The organism is Micromonospora marina (assembly GCF_900091565.1).
Taxonomy (GTDB): Bacteria; Actinomycetota; Actinomycetes; order Mycobacteriales; family Micromonosporaceae; genus Micromonospora; species Micromonospora marina.
Map to the genome: position 1 here is coordinate 114,181 of NZ_FMCV01000020.1, position 17,901 is coordinate 132,081.

General features: G+C 72.2%; 14 protein-coding genes, 2 tRNA genes and 2 pseudogenes. 11 read left to right on the forward strand and 7 right to left on the reverse strand.

What is annotated here, in order from left to right; all coding sequences use genetic code 11:
- Positions 1 to 63: 63 nt before the first annotated feature.
- Entirely contained in the window at positions 64 to 1,083 is a 1,020-nt protein-coding gene (locus GA0070215_RS21310; protein ID WP_026268357.1) for a TAXI family TRAP transporter solute-binding subunit, read from the reverse strand.
- Positions 1,059 to 3,311, reverse strand: coding sequence for a TRAP transporter permease (locus tag GA0070215_RS21315; RefSeq protein ID WP_091048950.1), 2,253 nt, complete (start codon positions 3,309 to 3,311; stop codon positions 1,059 to 1,061). The genes GA0070215_RS21310 and GA0070215_RS21315 overlap by 25 nt, the downstream gene beginning before the upstream one ends.
- Before the next feature lie 978 nt (positions 3,312 to 4,289).
- Between GA0070215_RS21315 and GA0070215_RS21320 the strand changes: the two genes are divergently transcribed.
- From GA0070215_RS21320 to GA0070215_RS21335, 5 genes and pseudogenes are all read left to right on the forward strand, one after another.
- Positions 4,290 to 5,381: a YihY/virulence factor BrkB family protein gene (locus GA0070215_RS21320; protein ID WP_018787380.1), complete on the forward strand. Its 1,092-nt coding sequence runs from the start codon at positions 4,290 to 4,292 to the stop codon at positions 5,379 to 5,381.
- A gap of 5 nt (positions 5,382 to 5,386) precedes the next feature.
- Positions 5,387 to 5,506, forward strand: a pseudogene (locus GA0070215_RS28110) (TatD family hydrolase); the annotation flags it as partial.
- Positions 5,507 to 5,846: 340 nt separating this feature from the next.
- Complete coding sequence (locus tag GA0070215_RS29870; protein WP_377468592.1) at positions 5,847 to 6,185, forward strand: hypothetical protein; 339 nt, start codon at positions 5,847 to 5,849, stop codon at positions 6,183 to 6,185.
- Between the two features lie 43 nt (positions 6,186 to 6,228).
- Complete coding sequence (locus tag GA0070215_RS21330) at positions 6,229 to 7,296, forward strand: polyprenyl synthetase family protein (RefSeq protein WP_091048954.1); 1,068 nt, start codon at positions 6,229 to 6,231, stop codon at positions 7,294 to 7,296.
- A gap of 264 nt (positions 7,297 to 7,560) precedes the next feature.
- A complete protein-coding gene (locus tag GA0070215_RS21335) occupies positions 7,561 to 8,571 on the forward strand; it encodes a sugar phosphate isomerase/epimerase family protein (protein WP_018787382.1) in 1,011 nt (336 codons plus the stop codon).
- Between the two features lie 281 nt (positions 8,572 to 8,852).
- Here the strand turns inward: GA0070215_RS21335 and GA0070215_RS21340 are convergent, their stop codons facing one another.
- Entirely contained in the window at positions 8,853 to 9,239 is a 387-nt protein-coding gene (locus GA0070215_RS21340) for a hypothetical protein (RefSeq protein ID WP_018787383.1), read from the reverse strand.
- 268 nt (positions 9,240 to 9,507) lie between these two features.
- Between GA0070215_RS21340 and GA0070215_RS21345 the strand changes: the two genes are divergently transcribed.
- The 4 genes and pseudogenes from GA0070215_RS21345 to GA0070215_RS21360 all read left to right on the forward strand — a co-directional run bounded on the left by GA0070215_RS21345 (position 9,508) and on the right by GA0070215_RS21360 (position 11,423).
- Positions 9,508 to 9,580: transfer RNA gene (locus GA0070215_RS21345), tRNA-Asn, on the forward strand.
- A 210-nt stretch (positions 9,581 to 9,790) separates the two neighbouring features.
- Positions 9,791 to 9,994, forward strand: a pseudogene (locus tag GA0070215_RS21350) (MMPL family transporter); the annotation flags it as partial.
- Complete coding sequence (locus GA0070215_RS21355) at positions 9,987 to 11,222, forward strand: NAD(P)/FAD-dependent oxidoreductase (RefSeq protein WP_091048957.1); 1,236 nt, start codon at positions 9,987 to 9,989, stop codon at positions 11,220 to 11,222. The pseudogene GA0070215_RS21350 and the gene GA0070215_RS21355, both read left to right, overlap by 8 nt.
- Positions 11,223 to 11,346: 124 nt before the next feature.
- Positions 11,347 to 11,423, forward strand: a tRNA-Ile gene (locus GA0070215_RS21360).
- 236 nt (positions 11,424 to 11,659) lie between these two features.
- Here GA0070215_RS21360 and GA0070215_RS21365 read toward each other — a convergent pair.
- Both GA0070215_RS21365 and GA0070215_RS21370 read right to left on the reverse strand, forming a co-directional pair.
- On the reverse strand, positions 11,660 to 14,113 hold the full coding sequence (locus tag GA0070215_RS21365) for an FtsX-like permease family protein (RefSeq protein ID WP_091048960.1): 2,454 nt from the start codon (positions 14,111 to 14,113) through the stop codon (positions 11,660 to 11,662).
- Positions 14,110 to 14,889, reverse strand: coding sequence for an ABC transporter ATP-binding protein (locus GA0070215_RS21370; RefSeq protein WP_051090563.1), 780 nt, complete (start codon positions 14,887 to 14,889; stop codon positions 14,110 to 14,112). Before GA0070215_RS21370 ends, GA0070215_RS21365 begins: the two co-directional genes overlap by 4 nt.
- Before the next feature lie 110 nt (positions 14,890 to 14,999).
- Between GA0070215_RS21370 and GA0070215_RS21375 the strand changes: the two genes are divergently transcribed.
- Entirely contained in the window at positions 15,000 to 16,124 is a 1,125-nt protein-coding gene (locus GA0070215_RS21375) for a sensor histidine kinase (protein ID WP_018789261.1), read from the forward strand.
- Positions 16,121 to 16,777, forward strand: a complete 657-nt coding sequence (locus GA0070215_RS21380; protein ID WP_091048965.1) for a response regulator — start codon at positions 16,121 to 16,123, stop codon at positions 16,775 to 16,777. Before GA0070215_RS21375 ends, GA0070215_RS21380 begins: the two co-directional genes overlap by 4 nt.
- Positions 16,778 to 17,213: 436 nt before the next feature.
- On the opposite strand, the gene GA0070215_RS21385 is transcribed toward GA0070215_RS21380, so the two are convergent.
- A complete protein-coding gene (locus tag GA0070215_RS21385; protein WP_091046349.1) occupies positions 17,214 to 17,468 on the reverse strand; it encodes a Txe/YoeB family addiction module toxin in 255 nt (84 codons plus the stop codon).
- Positions 17,465 to 17,749 carry a type II toxin-antitoxin system Phd/YefM family antitoxin gene (locus GA0070215_RS21390; RefSeq protein WP_018787151.1) on the reverse strand — a complete coding sequence of 95 codons (285 nt, stop codon included), beginning with the start codon at positions 17,747 to 17,749 and terminating at the stop codon, positions 17,465 to 17,467. Before GA0070215_RS21390 ends, GA0070215_RS21385 begins: the two co-directional genes overlap by 4 nt.
- Positions 17,750 to 17,901: the final 152 nt, after the last annotated feature.

Genomic DNA, 17,901 nt, shown 5'->3' on the forward strand with positions numbered 1-17,901 from the left:
CTCCCGGTCGGTCGGTCGGTCGGTGGGCCGGGCCGGACGCGCGTCCGGCCCGGCCCGATCGGGTCAGCTCGCGCCGAGGTCGCTCAGCGCCCGCTCCGCGCCGCGGTGCAGCGGCACCGGGTCGGTCTTGCGGGCGTTGCCCAGCTCGATGCCCTTCGCCGCCGGATTGGCCTGGGCCAGGGCGTCCTTTGACTCGAAGACCGTCCGGGTGACCGCACAGGCCACGTCGGCGTCCAGGTTGTCGCGCACCAGCAGCACGTTCGGCACCACGATGGTGGGCACGTCGGCCGAGGTCCGGTAGATGTCCTTGCCGATGGTGCCCGCCTGGTACGCCGGGTTCAGCTCGGCCATCTTCGGCAGCAGCGGGCTGATGTCGACGAACGTCACCTTGTCGCCGGACGTGGTGAACAGGTCGGTGACCCCGCCGGTCGGCACGCCGCCGGACCAGAAGAAGCCGTCGATGCTGCCGTCCTTCATGCCGTCGACGGTCTTCGTGAGGTCCAGCCGCTGCGCCTGGACGTCCTTGGCCGGGTCCAGGCCGGCGGCGCTGAGCAGGCGGTTGGCGATGACCTCGGTGCCGGACTTCGGCGAGCCGGTGGAGATCTTCTTGCCCTTCATGTCGGCCACCGACGTGATCCCCGCGTCGGCGCGGACCACCACCTGCGTGTAGTTGTCGTAGATCCGGGCCAGCGCCTGCACCGGCTGCGGCGCGGTGAAGCTCCCCTTGCCCTGCACCGCGTTGACGGCGGTGTCGAACAGCGAGAACGCCACGTCGTACTGGCCGGCGACGAGCTGTTCGACGTTCTGCACCGAGGCCCCGGTCTCGGCGGCCGTCCCGGTGAGCTTGCCGTCGGTGGTCTTGCTCAGCTCACCGGCGAGTGCATTGCCGACCACGTAGTAGACGCCGGTGGCGTTACCGGTGGCGATACCGACCCGGGTGTCCTTTGTGACCTTGCAGCTGACCTCGCGGGCGGCGTCGTCCTTCGCCGCGCCGTCCTGACGGCCCCCGCAGCCGGCGGCACCGGCGGCGACCAGGACGAGCGCCCCGACACCCGCCACTATCCTCGTGTCGATCCGTCCCACTCTCTCTCCTCCCCAAGGTCCACGGATTCTTCGACCGCCGGGCGGCCGGGGTGCCCGGCGGCGCCACGTCGGACGTACACGCCCGCGACCGCGAGCGCGGCGAGCGCCGCGCCGATCGCCATGGGCAGCGGTTCCAGCCGGAGCAGCACCAGCCCGGCGATCGCGCCGACGATCCGCTCCGGCACGCCGGCCGGGCCCACACCGGGCAGCCAGCCGCCGGCCGCGACCGCCAGCACGGCCACTCCCAGCGCCGACACCAGGCCGGCCGTCACGATCCGTCCGGGCCCGCCGATGCCGAGCAGCCCGAGACCGGTCGGCGTGATCACGAAGGCCAGCGGGATCAGGTACGCCGGCAGCGCGTACCGCAGGGTCTGCCACATGGTCGGCACCAGCCGGCCGCCGGTGACCGCGGCGGCGGCGACCGCGGCGAGCGCGGTCGGCGGCGAGACCTCGGACAGCACCGCGAAGTAGAAGACGAACATGGCCGCGGCGGGCGCCTCGACGCCCAGGTTCAGCAGCGCCGGGCCGATGATCACCCAGCCGATGACGAACGACGCGGTGACCGGCACCGCGAGGCCGAGCAGGCTGAGCGCGATCGCGGCGAGCACGGCGGTCAGCGCCAGCACCACTGCCGGTTCCGAGCTGACCACCTGCGCGCCGTCGATCAGCAGCGCGGCGGCCTGCGGCCCGAGGCCGGTCTTCGTGGTGGTGGCGGTGATGATGCCGGCCGCGGCACAGACGGCGCTCACCGCGAGCACCCCGCGTACGCCGTCGCGCAGCGCCGCCACCAGCCGGGCCGGCGTCAGGCGGTGCCGCCGGTCCAGGAAGGACAGTACGGCCGCGAGCGCGGTGGCGATGACGACCGCGCGCATGGCCGAGGCGCCGAGCGCCAGCACCACGATGATCACGAAGAGCGAGAGGAAGTGGTAGCCGAAGCGGACCAGCAGCCGCCACGCCGAGCCGGTGTCGATGACCACCGGCCGCACGCCGGAGCGCCTGGCGTCGATCTCGACGGAGAGCAGGATGCCGAGGTAGTAGAGGATCGTCGGCACCGTCGCCCAGCCGAGCACCTGGAGGTAGGACACGCCCAGGTATTCGGCGATGATGAACGCGGCGGCGCCGAGCGTCGGCGGGGACAGGATCGCCCCCACACCGGCGGCGGCGAGCATGCCGCCCGCGCGCTCGGCCGGGTAGCCGGCGCGGCGCAGGATCGGCCAGGTCACCGCGCCGATGCTGACGGTGGTGGCGGCGCCGGAACCGGAGACGGTGCCGAGCAGGAAGCCCGAGGCGACGGCGGTGCGCCCGGCGGCCGTCCGGGAGCGGCGGAACGCGGCGGCGGACAACTCCACGAAGAACCGGCCCGCACCGGACAGGTTGAGCACCGCGCCGTAGATGGTGAACAGCACGATGTAGGAGGCGGCCACGTCCAGCGGGGTGCCGTAGAAGCCGTTGTCGGAGTTGTAGAACGCGTCGACGAGCTGCCCGAAGTCGAGCCCCGCGTGCGCCACCGGCCACGCCTGCGGCAGCAGCCCGCCGTAGTAGCCGTATCCGAGGAACAGCACGCACACCGCCGGCAGGATCCACCCGGTGGTACGCCGGCACGCCTCCAGCAGCAGAAGCAGCAGCCCGGTGCCGAACGCCACGTCCAGCGGATCCAGCAGGCCCTGCCGGTCGAGGAAGGCGTCGTACCCGCCGCCACCCGCGCCGACGGCGACCGGCAGCACCGGGTAGAGGCAGACCACGAGCGCCGCGAGGGCCAGCAGCCAGTCCACGGGCGTGGGGCCGCGCCGGTCGTCCACGTCGGTCGCGGTGCGCCGCAGCCGCACCCCGGAGGGGTACGCGAGGAACACCGTCGGCAGCACGCCGGCCAGGAAGAAGATCAGGTAGTACTTGCTGCCCTGGGCCAGCGGAAAGAACACCTGCCAGAGCGTCAGCAGCCCGACCGCGACGGTGATGCCGGTGAAGAGGACGCCGACCGGTCCGGCAAGCACCCGTCCCGGCTTCTCCTCCTCGAACCGGGCGGCCAGTTCGCGGGCGTCCTGCCGGGCCTGGTCCGGGGGCGGCTCCTTGCGGCTATCGGTCTCACCCGGGGTGTGGGTGTCGCTCTCGTCCGGGGCCTGGTCCTCGGCTCGGCTGTGGTGCAGCGTCTCGCCCGGCCCGTCGTCGGTCCACTCGGATCCGCCGACGCTTCCTTCGTCCGGCGGCAGCGACACCACCTCGGCGTCCACGTCGGACCCCGGTTGCCCGCCGGTCGGCGGCCGGGGTTTGGGAGGAGTCGCGTCGGAGGGGCGAACGGACGGCACGAGGGGGCACGATACGCGAACAGCGCGCACCGTGGGGAACATTGCCGATCATGATTGCGATGAGTGACGGAATGGAGCTTCGCTCACACGTGTCGCAGATTTCTCGAACTGTTTCGCGTCGTCGGGAGATGGCCCCTTCCGGGCTCTCTCCCGATATCGCTTACAACGATGAATAACGGGCGCTTCCGAGACGCTTGTGGTCACGCAGCGTGTCCACTGAGGTGGGTCTTCCCTCCGTGGTGGATCGCGCGGGTCGGTGCCCGTAGCACCGGCTCGCGCCGGGTGGTGTGCGCCCGCCGCCCGCGGCGCTCACCCGTCGGGAATGGCCGGAGCGCGTGTTCCGCCGTGTCGCCCTTTTTCTGATCAACTCCCTTTCGCCGAGGTGGCGGCGTGGGAAGGTCGATCACGCGTCACTTCGGCCCGCTGATCCTTGCCGCCTGCGGGCCGCGTCTCACTCGCGCCCGGCCGGCCCTTGGCGAGTGGAACGTCATGGGTGCCTCCGGCCGCGTTTGACACCCGTGGTGTTCCACTCGTCGTGACTTCGCCGATTGGTGGTCGCGACGCAGCCACAGCGCCTCGCCGAGATCTCGACGAGGCGCTGTGGGCGCCGGTGGGAGTGCCGCCCTCGCCGCCTTTGCTCTGCATCCACGGGAGCACATGGTTACGGAGCGTGCCTGCCGCGTGCGTGGCTGCAGAGCGGACGCGGCGGGGAGAGACGGTGTCGTCGGAGGAGTGGGGTGAGTGCGGCCCGGAGGTACGGACGGGGCGTTGCCGTGGAGGGAACCGGCGGGGAAGTGGCGGCGCGTTCGCCGACGTCCGGGGCGGCCGGATTGCGGGTGCGGTGGTTACCGCTGCCCTCGTCAGGGCATGTCGTGCGGGACGACATGACGACGAGGAGGTGCCATGGCCGCCCGCGACGACGCCCACGGTGTCCACGACGACACCCGTGACGGGCGCGAGGACGCCCCCGCTGCCCGCGAGGACGCTCCCGCCGGGCCGGGCCGACCGGCCGGGCGGGAGCGCACCGGGCCGGTGGGGCCGGAGGACGGGCCGGACAGCCCGGCCGATCTGTCGGCCACGGGCTGGATGGCGACGCTCAAGCGGACCGCCCGGGAGTTCCAGGACGACAGCCTGACCGACTGGGCGGCCGCGCTCACCTACTACGGTGTGCTCTCCATCTTCCCTGGTCTCCTGGTGCTGATCTCGCTGCTCGGCCTGCTCGGCGACCGGGCCACCGAGGGGGTACGGGACACCGTCGGGCAGGCGGTGCCGGAGGAGAACATCCAGCGCATCATCGAGAGCGCGATCGACCAGGCGGGCCAGTCCGGCGGGCTGGCGAGCATCGCCGCGATCGTCGGTCTGGTGGCGGCGTTCTGGTCGGCCTCCGGTTACATCGCCGCGTTCATGCGCGCCTCGAACAGCATCTACGACGTGCCGGAGGGGCGGCCGATCTGGAAGACGCTGCCGATACGCCTCGGGGTGACCGCGGTGATCGGCGTGATGCTGCTGATCAGCGCCGTGATCGTGGTGTTCACCGGTGGGCTGGCCGAGCAGGCGGGAAACGCGATCGGGCTCGGCGAGACCGCCGTGACGGTGTGGAACATCGCCAAGTGGCCGGTGCTGCTGGTGCTGGTGAGCCTGATGTTCGCGATCCTCTACTGGGCCTCGCCGAACGCCCGGCACGGCGGCTTCCGCTGGATCAGCCCCGGTGGCGTGCTCGCGGTGGTGCTCTGGCTGGTGGTGTCCGGCCTGTTCGCGTTCTACGTCAGCAACTTCGGCTCGTACAACAAGACGTACGGCGCGGTGGCCGGCGTGATCATCTTCCTGGTCTGGCTGTGGCTGAGCAACATCGCCATCCTGCTGGGCGCGGAGTTCGACGCCGAGCTGGAGCGCAGCCGGGCGATCGCCGCCGGGCACCCGGCGGACGAGGAGCCCTACGTCGAGCTGCGTGACGACCGCAAGCTGCGCAAGAAGGGCGGTGCGCCCTCCCGCTGACCCGAGATCGCACGCTCGCGGTGGTCGCCGAGTCGGGCATCGCGCCGGGCCGGGGGGTGCTCGACCACCTCAACGAGGTGACCGTGGAGCTGGTCCGCGACACCGGCTGCTGGCTGGGCTTCTCGACACGTACGCGGTGGCGGTCCGCCGGGCGCTCGGCGCCGGCCGGCTCGGGCTCGGCCTCTGGCTGGCCGCGCCGGTGGCCGCCGCGCTCGCCGCCGACCCGCCGCCGGCTGCGCCACGAGCTGACCGTACGCGGGCTGGAGGTGGTCACGCTCAACGGCTTCCGGTACGCCGCGTTCCAGGCCCCGGTGGTCAAGGGCGCGGTGAACCACCCGGACTGGACCACGCCGCAAGCGGCCGGCGTACACGCTGGACCTGGCCCGGGTGCTTGCCGACCTGCTGCCCGACGATGCCGTTCGTAGCTCGGTGTCGACGGGACAAGCACGCGAGGTATTCTCAGACATGGATACCGACCGTCTCGGGATCTGCGTGGATCTCGCTGACCCGGCGTGCGCCTGGGAGCAGCCGGCGGATGCCCTGGCCGGGCTGCGTGCCGCCGGGCTGCCGGTGGTGAAGATCCAGGTGTCCGCAGCCGTCGAGTCGCCCGACCCGGCCGATCCGGCGTACGCGGCCGACGACCTCGACGCCGCACTCGACGCGCGGTTACCTGGGGCGTGGCGGGTGCACTACCACGTGCCGTTGCACGCCCCGCCCGAGCCGCCGCCGCGCTTTACGGTGCCGGTGCTGCGCGAGGCGCTGGCCGGGCCGCGATCCGGCCCCGGGTGGAGGCCACCGACGTGAAGGCGTTGCTGCTCGAACTCGCCGGACCGGCCTGGGAGGCACCATGACCGTAACCGTCGCACCGACCGATCCGGCCCTGCTGCGGGGCCGCTTCGACGCCGCGCTAGCCGCGTTCCTGGACGCGCGAGAGCCGGATCGGCCGGACGACGGTACGGGGGCCGTCCACACCGCGCTGCGCTGGTTCGTCCTGGCCGGCGGCAAGCGGATGCGCCCGCTGTTCTGTTACTGGGGCTGGCGGGGGTTCGGTGGCCCGGACACCTCGCCGATCGTGGTCGCCGCGGCGTCGCTGGAGCTGTTCCACGCGTTCGCGCTGATCCACGACGACATCGTGGACCGCAGCGACCGCCGCCGGGGCGCGCCGACGCTGCACCGGCTCTTCGCGGACCTGCACGCCCGCTGCGGCTGGCCGGGCGACCCGGCGGCGTACGGTCGGCAGGCGGCGGTGCTCTGCGGTGACCTCTGTGCCAGCTGGTCGGCGCAGATGTTCCACGGGTGCGGGTTGCCGCCCGAGCGGCTGCGCCGGGGGCACCTGCTGCTGGCGCGGATGCGCTCGGAGGTGATCGCGGGGGAGTACCTGGACGTGGTCGGGGCGGCCGGGGACGGCTCGGTGGCGAACGCACTCACCGTGGTGCGGCTGAAGACGGCCCGCTACACGGTGACCCGCCCGGTGCAGATCGGCGCCGCGCTCGCCGGTGCAGCGCCGGAGGAGGTGGCCGCGCTGGCCGGGTTCGGCGACCCGCTCGGGGACGCGTTCCAGCTCCGCGACGACCTGCTCGGTGTCTTCGGTGATCCGTCGGTGACCGGCAAGTCCAACCTGGACGATTTGCGGGAGGGAAAGCCGACGGTGTTGCTGGCGCTGACCCGGGCGTCCGCCTCCCCGGCCGCCGTGGCCCGGCTGGCAGAGCTGGTCGGCGATCCCGGCCTCGACCAGGCGGGCGCGGCCGAGGTGCGGGGCGTCGTGGAGGAGTGCGGCGCCCGGGAGGCGGTGGAGCGGATGATCCGCACCCGGGCCGACGCCGCACTGGTCGCGCTGGACGCGCTGCCGCTGGCGGAGCCGGCGCGACGGGTGCTGGCCGCGCTCGCGGAGCGGGCGGTCGACCGCCACGAGTGACACCCACTTGTCGCTTGGCGCCACGGTGAAGCTCGATGACCGGGCCCACGCCGCCACCGCGCACCTGCCCCAGCGCTGGACCCTGCCCTGACGGAGCCATAGAGTGGAGGCGGCGACCGCGAGGTGGCCGGTGACCCGGCGGGAGGCGCAACCCCTCCGGGAGCAGACGCTCCGGCGTCCACCGGTGCCCACGCGCCGCCGCCTCCGGTCGTCCTCGCCCCGGTCCGCGACGGAATCCCCCATCACCACAGGGGAGAAGGACAAATGGCGCGACCCATCACGCTCTTCACCGGCCAGTGGGCCGATCTGCCGTTCGACGAGGTCTGCCGGCTCGCCGCCGAGTGGGGCTACGACGGGCTGGAGATCGCCTGCTGGGGCGACCACTTCGAGGTGGACCGGGCGCTCGCCGACGACTCGTACGTGGAGCGCAAGCGGGCCACCCTCGCCAAGCACAACCTCCAGGTGTTCGCCGTCTCCAACCACCTGGTCGGGCAGGCCGTCTGCGACCACCCGATCGACGAGCGGCACCAGGACATCCTGCCGGCCCGCATCTGGGGCGACGGCGAGCCGGAAGGCGTACGGCAGCGGGCCGCCGAGGAGATCAAGGACACCGCGCGGGCGGCGGCGAAGCTCGGCGTCCGCACGGTCGTCGGCTTCACCGGCTCGTCCATCTGGCACACGGTGGCGATGTTCCCGCCGGTGCCGCCGGCCATGATCGAGCGCGGCTACCAGGACTTCGCCGACAGGTGGAACCCGATCCTGGACGTGTTCGACGAGGTGGGGGTGCGGTTCGCGCACGAGGTGCACCCCAGCGAGATCGCCTACGACTACTGGACCACGAAGCGCACGCTGGAGGCGATCGGGCACCGGGAGGCGTTCGGGCTCAACTGGGATCCGTCGCACTTCGTCTGGCAGGAACTGGACCCGGTGAACTTCATCTTCGACTTCGCCGACCGGATCTACCACGTGGACTGCAAGGACGCGAAGGTCCGTACCGGCGACGGGCGGCGGGGCCGGCTCTCCTCCCACCTGCCCTGGGCCGACCTGCGGCGCGGCTGGGACTTCGTCTCCACCGGCCACGGCGACGTGCCGTGGGAGGACTGCTTCCGGGCGCTGAACGCGATCGGCTACGACGGCCCGATCTCGGTCGAGTGGGAGGACGCCGGCATGGACCGCCTGGTCGGCGCGCCGGAGGCACTCCAGTTCGTCCGCCGCCTGGCGTTCGACGCCCCGAGCGCCGCTTTCGACGCGGCGTTCAGCAGCAGCCGCGACTGACCGGTCAGCGGGCGGCGTAGACCTGGTCGCTGACCAGGCGCGCCGCCCCGACCAGGCCGGCGCGGCAACCGGGCCCGGGGCGGGCCGAGGAGGTCGGCCAGCTCGACCCGGGAGCGAGGGCCGTCGTCGCGCGGCAGGCGCAGCAGTCGCGCCTGATCCGCCGTCTCCGGTCCGAGCATCGGCATGTGGCCACCTCCCCACGGAGAACGTGCCACATCCGTGCCCGCGCACACGGGAGCGGGCCGGTCACCCGGAGGTGACCGGCCCGCTGTCCGTCTGCATCAGAGCGTGTTGCCGGTGCTGGACGGCTTGGTGCTCGTGCCGGTCGTGGTCGAGCCGGACGCGCTGGTCGAGCCCGTGCCGTTGGCGCTGCGGCTGCCGACCGCGGCCGGCGTGCCGGCGAACGGCTTGTCGGCGTCGGTCATGCCCGGCTTGCCACCGTTGGTGGCGAGCTTCTCGCCGATCTTGGTCTGCCCCAGCTTGTCCTTGCCCTCCGAGTAGAGCCGGGTCGCCTGGGCCTGCGCGACCCCGGCCGCCTCCTGGACGGTCGGGTGGTCGAGCACCTTGCGCCCGCGGACCACCAGCTCCTCGTACTTCTCCCGGCCGGCACGGGCGCCCAGGACGAATCCCGCAGCCAGCCCGCCAAGAAACATGATCTTTCCGCGCATGGCGGCTCCTTCCGTACCTGACGCTCTCGCCGGTCTCCGCCAGCTCGGCGGAACGACCGTCTCGCGCCTGCGTTCTCTGTCGACGGCTAACTACCCATCCTGCTCTCCGCTCATGCCTCCCTGTGCCGAGATGACGATTTGTCCGTAATCTTGGTGCGTCAGCCGGTCCGGCCCTCCTCCGGTAACCCCCTGGCGCACCACCCCCCGATGTCCTGTACTCTTGTCCCCGTCGCACGGAGCGGAGAGATCCGGACCGTGCGGTGCACGGTCCCCTGTAGCTCAATTGGCAGAGCAGCCGGCTGTTAACCGGCAGGTTATTGGTTCGAGTCCAATCGGGGGAGCCTCGCTCCACGTCACGCCCGTCGGCATCGTCGGCGGGCGTTCGTCGTTCCCGCGCCCCGCCCGCGCCCCGGGCTGCCCGGTTTCCGCCCCCGGCTCCTCGTTCGCCCGGCAGGATGGTCGGCGTCGACCTAGACTCCCACTGCGTCGATTGATGCGTCGATTCGAGGACGGTGGAGATGGCCCACTTCGCCGAGGTGCCCAGCGCCGAGGCGCTCGCCGTGCTGCCGCTCGTGGTGCCCGTCGGGCTGGGCGTGGCGGTCGCCGTCGGCGTCCTGCTGGACACCGTCGTGGTCCGCTCGCCGCTGGTGCCCGCGCCCGCGTACGACATCGGGCCGGAGGTCTGGTGGCCGGGCCGGTTGTCGCGGTCGCACCGCGCGGGCGACCCCGCCGGGGCGGGGGTGGACCGTGCCTGACCCGGACGTGGTGATCGTCGGCGGCGGCCTGGCCGGCCTCGCCGCGGCCCGGCGGCTGCACCGCGCCGGCGTGCCGTGGCGGCTGCTGGAGGCGGGCGACCGACTCGGCGGGCGGGTCGCCACCGACCGCGTCGACGGGTTCCTGCTGGACCGGGGCTTCCAGGTGCTGAACACCGCGTACCCGCGCCTGTCCGGCCTGGTCGACGTCGGCACTCTCGGCCTGGGCTGGTTCACCTCCGGCGTGCTGGTGCGCCGCGGCGACCGCCTGGAACGTCTGGTCAACCCGCTGCGCGAACCCACCGGCGCACCCGGCACGCTCACTGCGGGCATCGGATCGCTGACCGACCGGTTGCGGTTCGCCGCGCTCGCCGCCGGCTACGCCACAGCGCCGGTCGGGCGGCTGCTCGGCACACCCGAGACCAGCGCCGAGAAGGCGCTGCGCCGGGCCGGGCTCTCCGACGCGATCATCGAGGAACTGCTCCGGCCCTTCCTGTCCGGCGTGCTGCTCGACCGTGAGCTGGCCACCTCCAGCCACGTCCTCGCGGTCATCATGCGCTCCTTCGCCAGGGGCCGGATCGGCCTGCCCGCGGACGGGATGCAGGCGCTGCCGAAGGCGCTCGCCGCGCCGCTTCCTGCCGAGCTGATCGAGCTGAACACCCCGGTCACCGAGGTCGCGCCCGGCCGGGTCCGCACCCCCTCCGGCGAGATCGCGTGCCGCGCCGTCGTGGTCGCCGTCGATCCGCCCGCGGCGGCCACGCTGCTGCCCGGCCTCGATCGGGTACGCATGCACGCGTACACGACCTACTACCACCGCACCGGCACGGCGCCGCTGGACGAGCCGATCCTGCTGCTCGACGGCGACCGGCGCGAACTCGTCGCCAACACGGTGGTGATCAGCCGGGCCGCGCCCACGTACGCGCCGGACGGCCAGCACCTGGTCGCCACCTCGGTGGTCGGCCCGCAGGCCCCGCCGGAACCGGTGATCCGGCGCGAACTGGACCGCCTCTACGGCCGCTCCACCGCCGACTGGACCCACCTCACCACTGTCACAGTGCCGGATGCGCTCCCCGCCGCCCCGCCACCGCAGGGCCGGCTGCGCAAGCCGGTGGCGCTCGGCGACGGCCTGTACGTGGCCGGGGACCACCGGGACAGCCCGTCCATCCAGGGGGCGCTCGCCAGCGGGTGGCGTACGGTCGGCGAGGTCCTCGCGGCGTTGCGGCGCGCCTGAGCGATTGGTCGGCGGGTTGCGCGTTGTTATCCTCGCGTTGCCCATCGTGCTGTCGCGGCCGTGTTTCCGCCCGGTAGGTGGTGGTCCGCGCAACGATCGGCGGGTTACGATCCGGCGCGGTCACGGGGCGGTAGCTCAGCCGGTTAGAGCAGGGGACTCATAATCCCTCGGTCGCGGGTTCGAACCCCGCCCGCCCCACCAGGCCATTCCCCTGGGCGATAGTGCTGTCGGGGAGACCCGGACGTGCCGCGTCGACGTCCGGACCGACGCCTCTCCGTCCGCCCCGGGTTCGCAGCAGCGCGGTCGGGTGCCCGGCCGAGGCCGGCGGGTGGGCTACCCCGCCGGGTCGTCACCAGCCCGGCGGGGGAGAGCCTGGTCAACGACGCGTCCGGCACCGGCGTGGCAGGGTGCGAGACCACCGGGGCTGGAGAGTGCGGCTAGTGGGTCAGGCCCTGCGCGGGAGAGATCCGCGTCGCTCGTCGGGCCGGCGCCACGCTGGCCAGCACCCCGGTCACCACGGCCGCGAGCAGCAGCAGACCCAGTTGCCCCCAGGGCAGCCGGATGACAGGTGTGGCTGTGGCGCCGACCGTGGCGGTGACCCCGACCAGGCCCACCGGAACGCCGATCACGACGCCAGCGGCGGCACCGACCAGCGTGATGGTCACCGCCTCGATGGCGAGCATCGCCCGCAGCCGCCCGCGCCGGGTGCCGAGCGCACGCAGCAGCGCCATCTCCTGGGTACGTTCGATGACCGACAATCCCAGCAGGTTCGCTATGCCGAGCAGTGCGATGATCACGGTCACGCCGAGCATCGCGAGCGAGAGTCCGAGCAGGATGGCGAGCACGTCGGCGATGTCGCTTCCCTCCGTGATACCGCCGCCCAGTTCCACGGCGGGGTCGCTGGCTGCGACGGCGTTCACCCGATCGGCCAGGAGGGCGCGGTCGAATCCGGGACGCGCCACTGCCCAGGCGGTCGTGGGGACCGCCGCCACACCCTGGGCCGCGAGCGCGTCGGAGGAGGTCACCCCCAGGAGCTGACCCGTGGTGTCGGCCAGCCGGCTCGCGTGCGCGATGAACTGCAGAGTCCGGTTACCCACGCCGACGCTGACCGGGCTGCCGTCCGACAGGCCGCGCGCGGCGAGATAGGCGGCGGGCAGCAGGACGATCGGCGGGCCGGCGGACGCGGCGAGTTCGGGAGCCAGAGTGCCCGCCAGCGCGGTGGGCAGGGCCGCGAGCTGGGCGGGCGTCGCCTTGCCGCCGTCGGAGAATCGGGCGTCCACGGTGGCCACGGTGGACGCGACGGACAGCTCCGGCACCGCAGCGAGGCGCCGGACAGTGTCCCCACTGATGGGCCCGCCGTCGGTGCGTGCGCTCACGGCCACCGGGTATCGGGCCTCAAGGTCGGCGTCGATGGTGGCCCGTCCCGTGGTGGCCGCCACGGCCAGACAGGCGATCAGAGCCGAACCCACCACCACCGCCATCGCCGCCGCGGCGGTCCGGCGAGCGTTCTGGCTGAGGCTGCTCCCCGCCAGGCCGGCGGCCACGCCGAAGCGCTCCAGGAGCCAGGTGACCGAAGGAAGCAGCACCGCGATCAGTCGGGGCAGGGCGATCAACAGACCGACCGCCAGCAGCAGCCCACCGACGAGTGCCAGCGGCAGCGAGGCGCCGATCCCGGCCACGGCCAGCACTGCGGCGGCGACGACCGTGACCACCGCGCCGACGACCAGACGACGCCCACCGCGGACCGCGCCCGCGGGCGGTTCGGCGGCCTCCTGTAGGGCACGGACCGGCGGGATCCGGGTGGCGCGTCGCGCCGGGAGCCAGGCGGCGGCCAGCGTGGCCAGCACTCCCACGAGCACGCTGCCTGCCAAAGCCAGGGGGTTCACCCGCAGGCCACCACCGCTGATGTCGAGCAGGGCGGCGCCGAGGTAGCCGACGGCGACACCCGCCGCGGCTCCCGCTGTCGCGCCGACCGCGCCAGCGATGGTGGCCTCGGCCAGCAGCATCCGGCTCGCCTGGCCCCGGTGGCCGCCGACGAGCCGCAACAGTGCGATCTGCCGAACCCGCTGGACGATCACCACGTGAAAGGTGTTGGCGATGACCAGGACGGAGGCCAGGAGGGCCACCGCGGCGAAGGCCATCATCAGCACGACCAGCTGGGTGTTGCCCCCGGCAAAGCGCGCTGCGGCCTGGTCGGCGGCCGCGGCGGCGCTCATCGCCGAGGCGCCCGGCGGCAGCGCGCGGTCGACCGCATCGATGGTGGCCGCGAGGCGGTCCGGGTCGTCGACCGTGGCCAGCGCCGCCGGCGGCACGTCCCCGGCGAAGAACGACGGGTCGGCGTAGAAGCGGAACGACGATCCGGTCAACGGCCGGAATTCGAGATCGGTCGAGCCCGTCACGGTGACGGTCACCGGCTGCTTGTCGCCCTGCCGGAAGATCAGCTGGCCGCCGACGCCGACGCCCAGGTCGTCGAGGGTCCGCTGATCCGCGACGACCTGCCCCGTGCCGTTGGGCCAGGACCCGTGATCCAGGTGGAACCAGCGGATTTCGGGCGTGGCGGCAATGCTCTGTACGTTGGCCGAACCGCGCCGGTCGCCGCCGAAGACGTTGACCGTACGCGCGAACTGGGGGTCGACGGTGCGGACGCCGGCAACGTCCGCCACGGCCCGGTACCAGCCCGGGTCGCGTACCGAACTCTCGGCGTCGAGAACGATGTCGGCCGTGGTCAATGGCGCCGCGGCGGTTAGCCGCAACCCCTCACCCGAGGTGGCGGCGAAGGTGGCCGTGGCGGCGAGGAAGCCCGTCGCCAGCAGCACCGCAGCGATGATCGCCAGCAACCGCGCCGGATAGGTGCGGACCTGCGCCCAGGCCAGTGCGAAGATCATGATCACACCGTCACCGACGCCAGCGAGGCGAGGATCGTCTCCCGTGAAGGGCGACGCAGCTCGTCGTGGATGCGGCCGTCGGCCATCACCAGGACCCGGTCGGCGTACGTCGCCGCTCCCGGATCATGGGTCACCATGATGATCGTCTGACCGTACTGCTGTGCCGCGTCACGGAGGCCGCCCAGCAGGGCCCTGCCGGTGGCGATGTCGAGCGCGCCGGTCGGCTCGTCGGCGAAGACGACGGAGGGCTGGGCCAGCAGGGCCCGGGCCACCGCGACGCGCTGCTGCTGGCCACCGGACAACTCGGCCGGACGGTGCTCGAGGCGGTCGCCGATCTGCAGCGCGTCGGTGATGACCCGCAGTTGTGCGGCGTCGACGGGCCGGCCGGCGAGCCGCAGCGGCAGCGTGATGTTCTGCCGGGCGGTCAGCGTGGGCAGCAGGTTGAACGCCTGGAAGACGAACCCGATCCGGTCTCGCCGCAGTTCGGTCAGCGAGCGGTCGTCGAGCCCCACCAACGACGTGCCGGCGACGCTGATCGAGCCCTCAGTGGGCGTGTCTAGGCCGGCCAGCAGATGCATCAGGGTGGTCTTGCCGGAGCCGGACGGGCCCATGATGGCGGTGAACTCGCCGGCGGCGAAGTCGGCGGAGACGCCGTCCACCGCCCGCACCGTGGACTCGCCGGTCCCGTACGTCTTGCGGACGTCCCGGCAGCTCACCATGTCGGCATACGTCGTCTGCGTCGTCACCTCATCGACGGTAGGGAGGCCCCCGGCCGTGCACATCCGTCCCCGGCATCGAGTTTCCTCCTCGACCGGTACCTTGGTATCAAGCCTCCGGTATCGCTCGGAAAGCCGTGATTCCGCTGCCGCGCTCCGCTGCCTACGCTGGGGGAGTGCGGACCGAGACGAAGCAGACGCTGGCGGTCGACGCTGGCCTCGCCCTCGCCGTCGTGGTCGGTTGTCTGCTGCTCGGTCTCGCCGGTCTGCCCGACTGGTACTGGTCGGCACTGGTCGCGGTGCCCCTGGCGATCCGCCGCGTCGCGCCGCTGACCATGCTTGCTCTGGTGGCGGTCATCTCGGGCACGCACCTGCTGGTGGCGCACAGTTTCCTGTTCCCCGGCGACCTCGTCGGCCTCGTCGCCATCCACGCGGTCGCTGCGTACGCGACGGACCGGCTGCGGCACGCCGGTCTGCTGCTCGGCGCGGCCGGTGCTCTCGTGGTCGCCGGCTACGCCCTGCACGACCGTCGGCTCGGCGCCGGGCTGCCCGGTGTGCTGATCATGGCGACTTCGCTCGCCGCGTGGTCGACCGGGCTGATGCAACGCCAGCAGCGCAGCGCCGTCGACCATGCCGAGCGCCGCCGGCGGCTCGCCGAACAGGACAGCGCCATGCGCGCCCAACTCGCGGTTCATGAGGAGCGGAGCCGGATCAGCCGGGAGATGCACGACATCATCGCGCACTCGTTGGCCTCGATCATCGCCCAGGCCGAGGGCGGTCGGGCCGCCGCCCGCGCCGACGCCGTGGTCGCCGGTCCGCTGTTCGACCGGATCGCGGGCACGGGTCGTGAGGCGCTCGCCGACGTCAAACGCCTGCTTACCGCCGTTGACCGCGACGACGACCTGGACGCCAAGGGGCTGCGCGAGCTGCCGGCCCTGCTGACCAGCGTCGCCGCCGCCGGTCTGCGGGTGACCGTCACCACGGACGGCAGCGAACAGCCGCTCGGGCCGGGCATGGACCTCGCCGTCTACCGGGTGATCCAGGAATCGCTCACCAACGTCATCAAGCACGCCCCCCGGCAACAGGCGCACCTACGCATGTGCTGGACGCCGGAGGTGCTCACCGTCACCGTGACCAGCCCGTCGGTGGGGCCGGGTGGCAGCGCGCCGGTGGAGGGGCGGGGCGTGTCCGGTATCCGGCAGCGGTGCTCGTTGTTCAACGGGGCCTGCACTCTCACCGCCGGGTCGGAGTTCGCGGTCACCACCACATGGCCGCTGGTCCAGGAGGAAGTGGCGCAATGACCGAGCCGCTCATCACGGTGCTCATCGCCGACGACCAGGATCTGGTCCGCACCGGGTTCGCCCTGGTCGTCAACTCGGCCCCCGACATGCGCGTGGTCGCCACCGCCGCGACCGGCAAGGAAGCCGTCGCACTCGCGGCCGAGCACTGCCCGGACGTCATCCTGATGGACATCCGTATGCCGGACACCGATGGGATCATCGCCACCCGCACCATTCTCGCGGCTCCCGGGCCCACCCCGAAGATCGTGGCGCTGACCACGTACGACAACGACGACTACGCGACCCGGATCCTGAACGCCGGAGCCAGCGGCTATCTGCTGAAGGACGCGACCGCCGAGGGGCTGACCGCGGCCATCCGTACGGTCCACCGTGGCGGATCGGTCATCGCACCCTCGACCACCCGGCGCCTGGTCGGCGGGCACGCCAGTTCCCCGTCGATCCGCGACACCACGGCGGCCGTCGGGTTCACCGCCCGGGAACAAGACGTCTTCGACCTGATCGTGGCGGGAGCGAGCAACGCCGAGATCGCCCAGCGGTTGCACCTGGCCGAGGTCACGGTGAAGACCCACGTCGGTCGGGTGTTGGCCAAACTGGGCGTCCGGGATCGGGTCAACATCGTGATCTGGGCGTACCGCAACGGCGTCGTCCGCTGACCCGCGCTCGGGTGGTCGCAGTTCACCGCGAAGACACACCCCCGTCCGGGCCCGCGACGTGCCTGCCGCGCTACTGTCGCGTGGCGGTGTCGGGGTCGCATTGGTGAACCGCACCGGCGGGTCGGACTGGCGGGCCGGGTTCATCGGGCACCGCCCGATGCCCATGAGCTCGGCAAAGTCAGCGGTAGCGGGTCTCCGGCGATCGTGGCGTTGCGGTTCGCATGGTGGTACCTCCGGCCCACCTTGTTGATCTTTCATGGGAACCGGTGCCCGCGCCGCGTGGTGACGCTCGGCTCGGCTTCTCGACGCGGACTGTGGCTGACCACGGTGGCGCGGTGCTGGACGGGCCGGGATGTTGTCGTACGGCAAGTCGCATGACGACGGCACGCAGCCGCCGCAGGGCCGTGTCCCTCGGCGGAGGGCGTGGTCCTCTACCTCATTCGTAGTGGTAGCGGCACTGGGCGACCTGCACTGTGTCGTCCATGATCCGGTATACGAGGCGGTGTTCCTGGTCGATGCGTCTCGACCAGAATCCCGCCCAGTTTCCGCGGAGCTGCTCCGGTTTGCCGATGCCCTGGTGGCCGTTGCGTCGGATGTCCTCGATCAAGGCGTTCACTCGTTTGAGCATCTGGCGATCTCGTTGCCAGGTCAGATAGTCTTCCCAGCCTCGGCCGGCGAACTGGACCTTCACGCTGCCGATGCCTCGCCTGAACTGGCGTCGGGGTCGATCAGGTCGTGCATCTCCCCACCCCCGTTACGCAGCTCTTCGACGGCTTCATTCAGACGGCGGGCGTTGGCGGGGCTGGCCATCAGGTAGGCCGTCTCCTTCAACGACTCGTACTCGCGCAGCGAGATGATGACCGCGGCCTCCCGGCCGGAACGGGTGACCACCACTTCCTCGGCGTCGTCCACGACATGGTCGAGCATCTTGGCCAGGTTCTGCCGGACCTCTGAGTAGGGAACGGTGCGCATGCTGCCGCCTCCAAACGTTACGTACAACAAATTGTACAAGTCTGCCGAGGCTCCTCGTCACATGGTCCGACGTCTGGCCCTGAACTGTCGATCAGGCTCAGGAGCGGCGCGGGCGTAGCGGCAGCGGATCACCGGTGATCGTGGCGAGGTGG

Coding starts and splice junctions, on each gene's coding strand:
- GA0070215_RS21320 (WP_018787380.1), top strand. CDS start 4,290: ATGGCCGCCCGCGACGACGCCCACGGTGTCCACGACGACACCCGTGAC.
- GA0070215_RS29870 (WP_377468592.1), top strand. CDS start 5,847: ATGGATACCGACCGTCTCGGGATCTGCGTGGATCTCGCTGACCCGGCG.
- GA0070215_RS21330 (WP_091048954.1), top strand. CDS start 6,229: ATGACCGTAACCGTCGCACCGACCGATCCGGCCCTGCTGCGGGGCCGC.
- GA0070215_RS21335 (WP_018787382.1), top strand. CDS start 7,561: ATGGCGCGACCCATCACGCTCTTCACCGGCCAGTGGGCCGATCTGCCG.
- GA0070215_RS21340 (WP_018787383.1), bottom strand. CDS start 9,239: ATGCGCGGAAAGATCATGTTTCTTGGCGGGCTGGCTGCGGGATTCGTC.
- GA0070215_RS21370 (WP_051090563.1), bottom strand. CDS start 14,889: ATGTGCACGGCCGGGGGCCTCCCTACCGTCGATGAGGTGACGACGCAG.
- GA0070215_RS21380 (WP_091048965.1), top strand. CDS start 16,121: ATGACCGAGCCGCTCATCACGGTGCTCATCGCCGACGACCAGGATCTG.
- GA0070215_RS21390 (WP_018787151.1), bottom strand. CDS start 17,749: ATGCGCACCGTTCCCTACTCAGAGGTCCGGCAGAACCTGGCCAAGATG.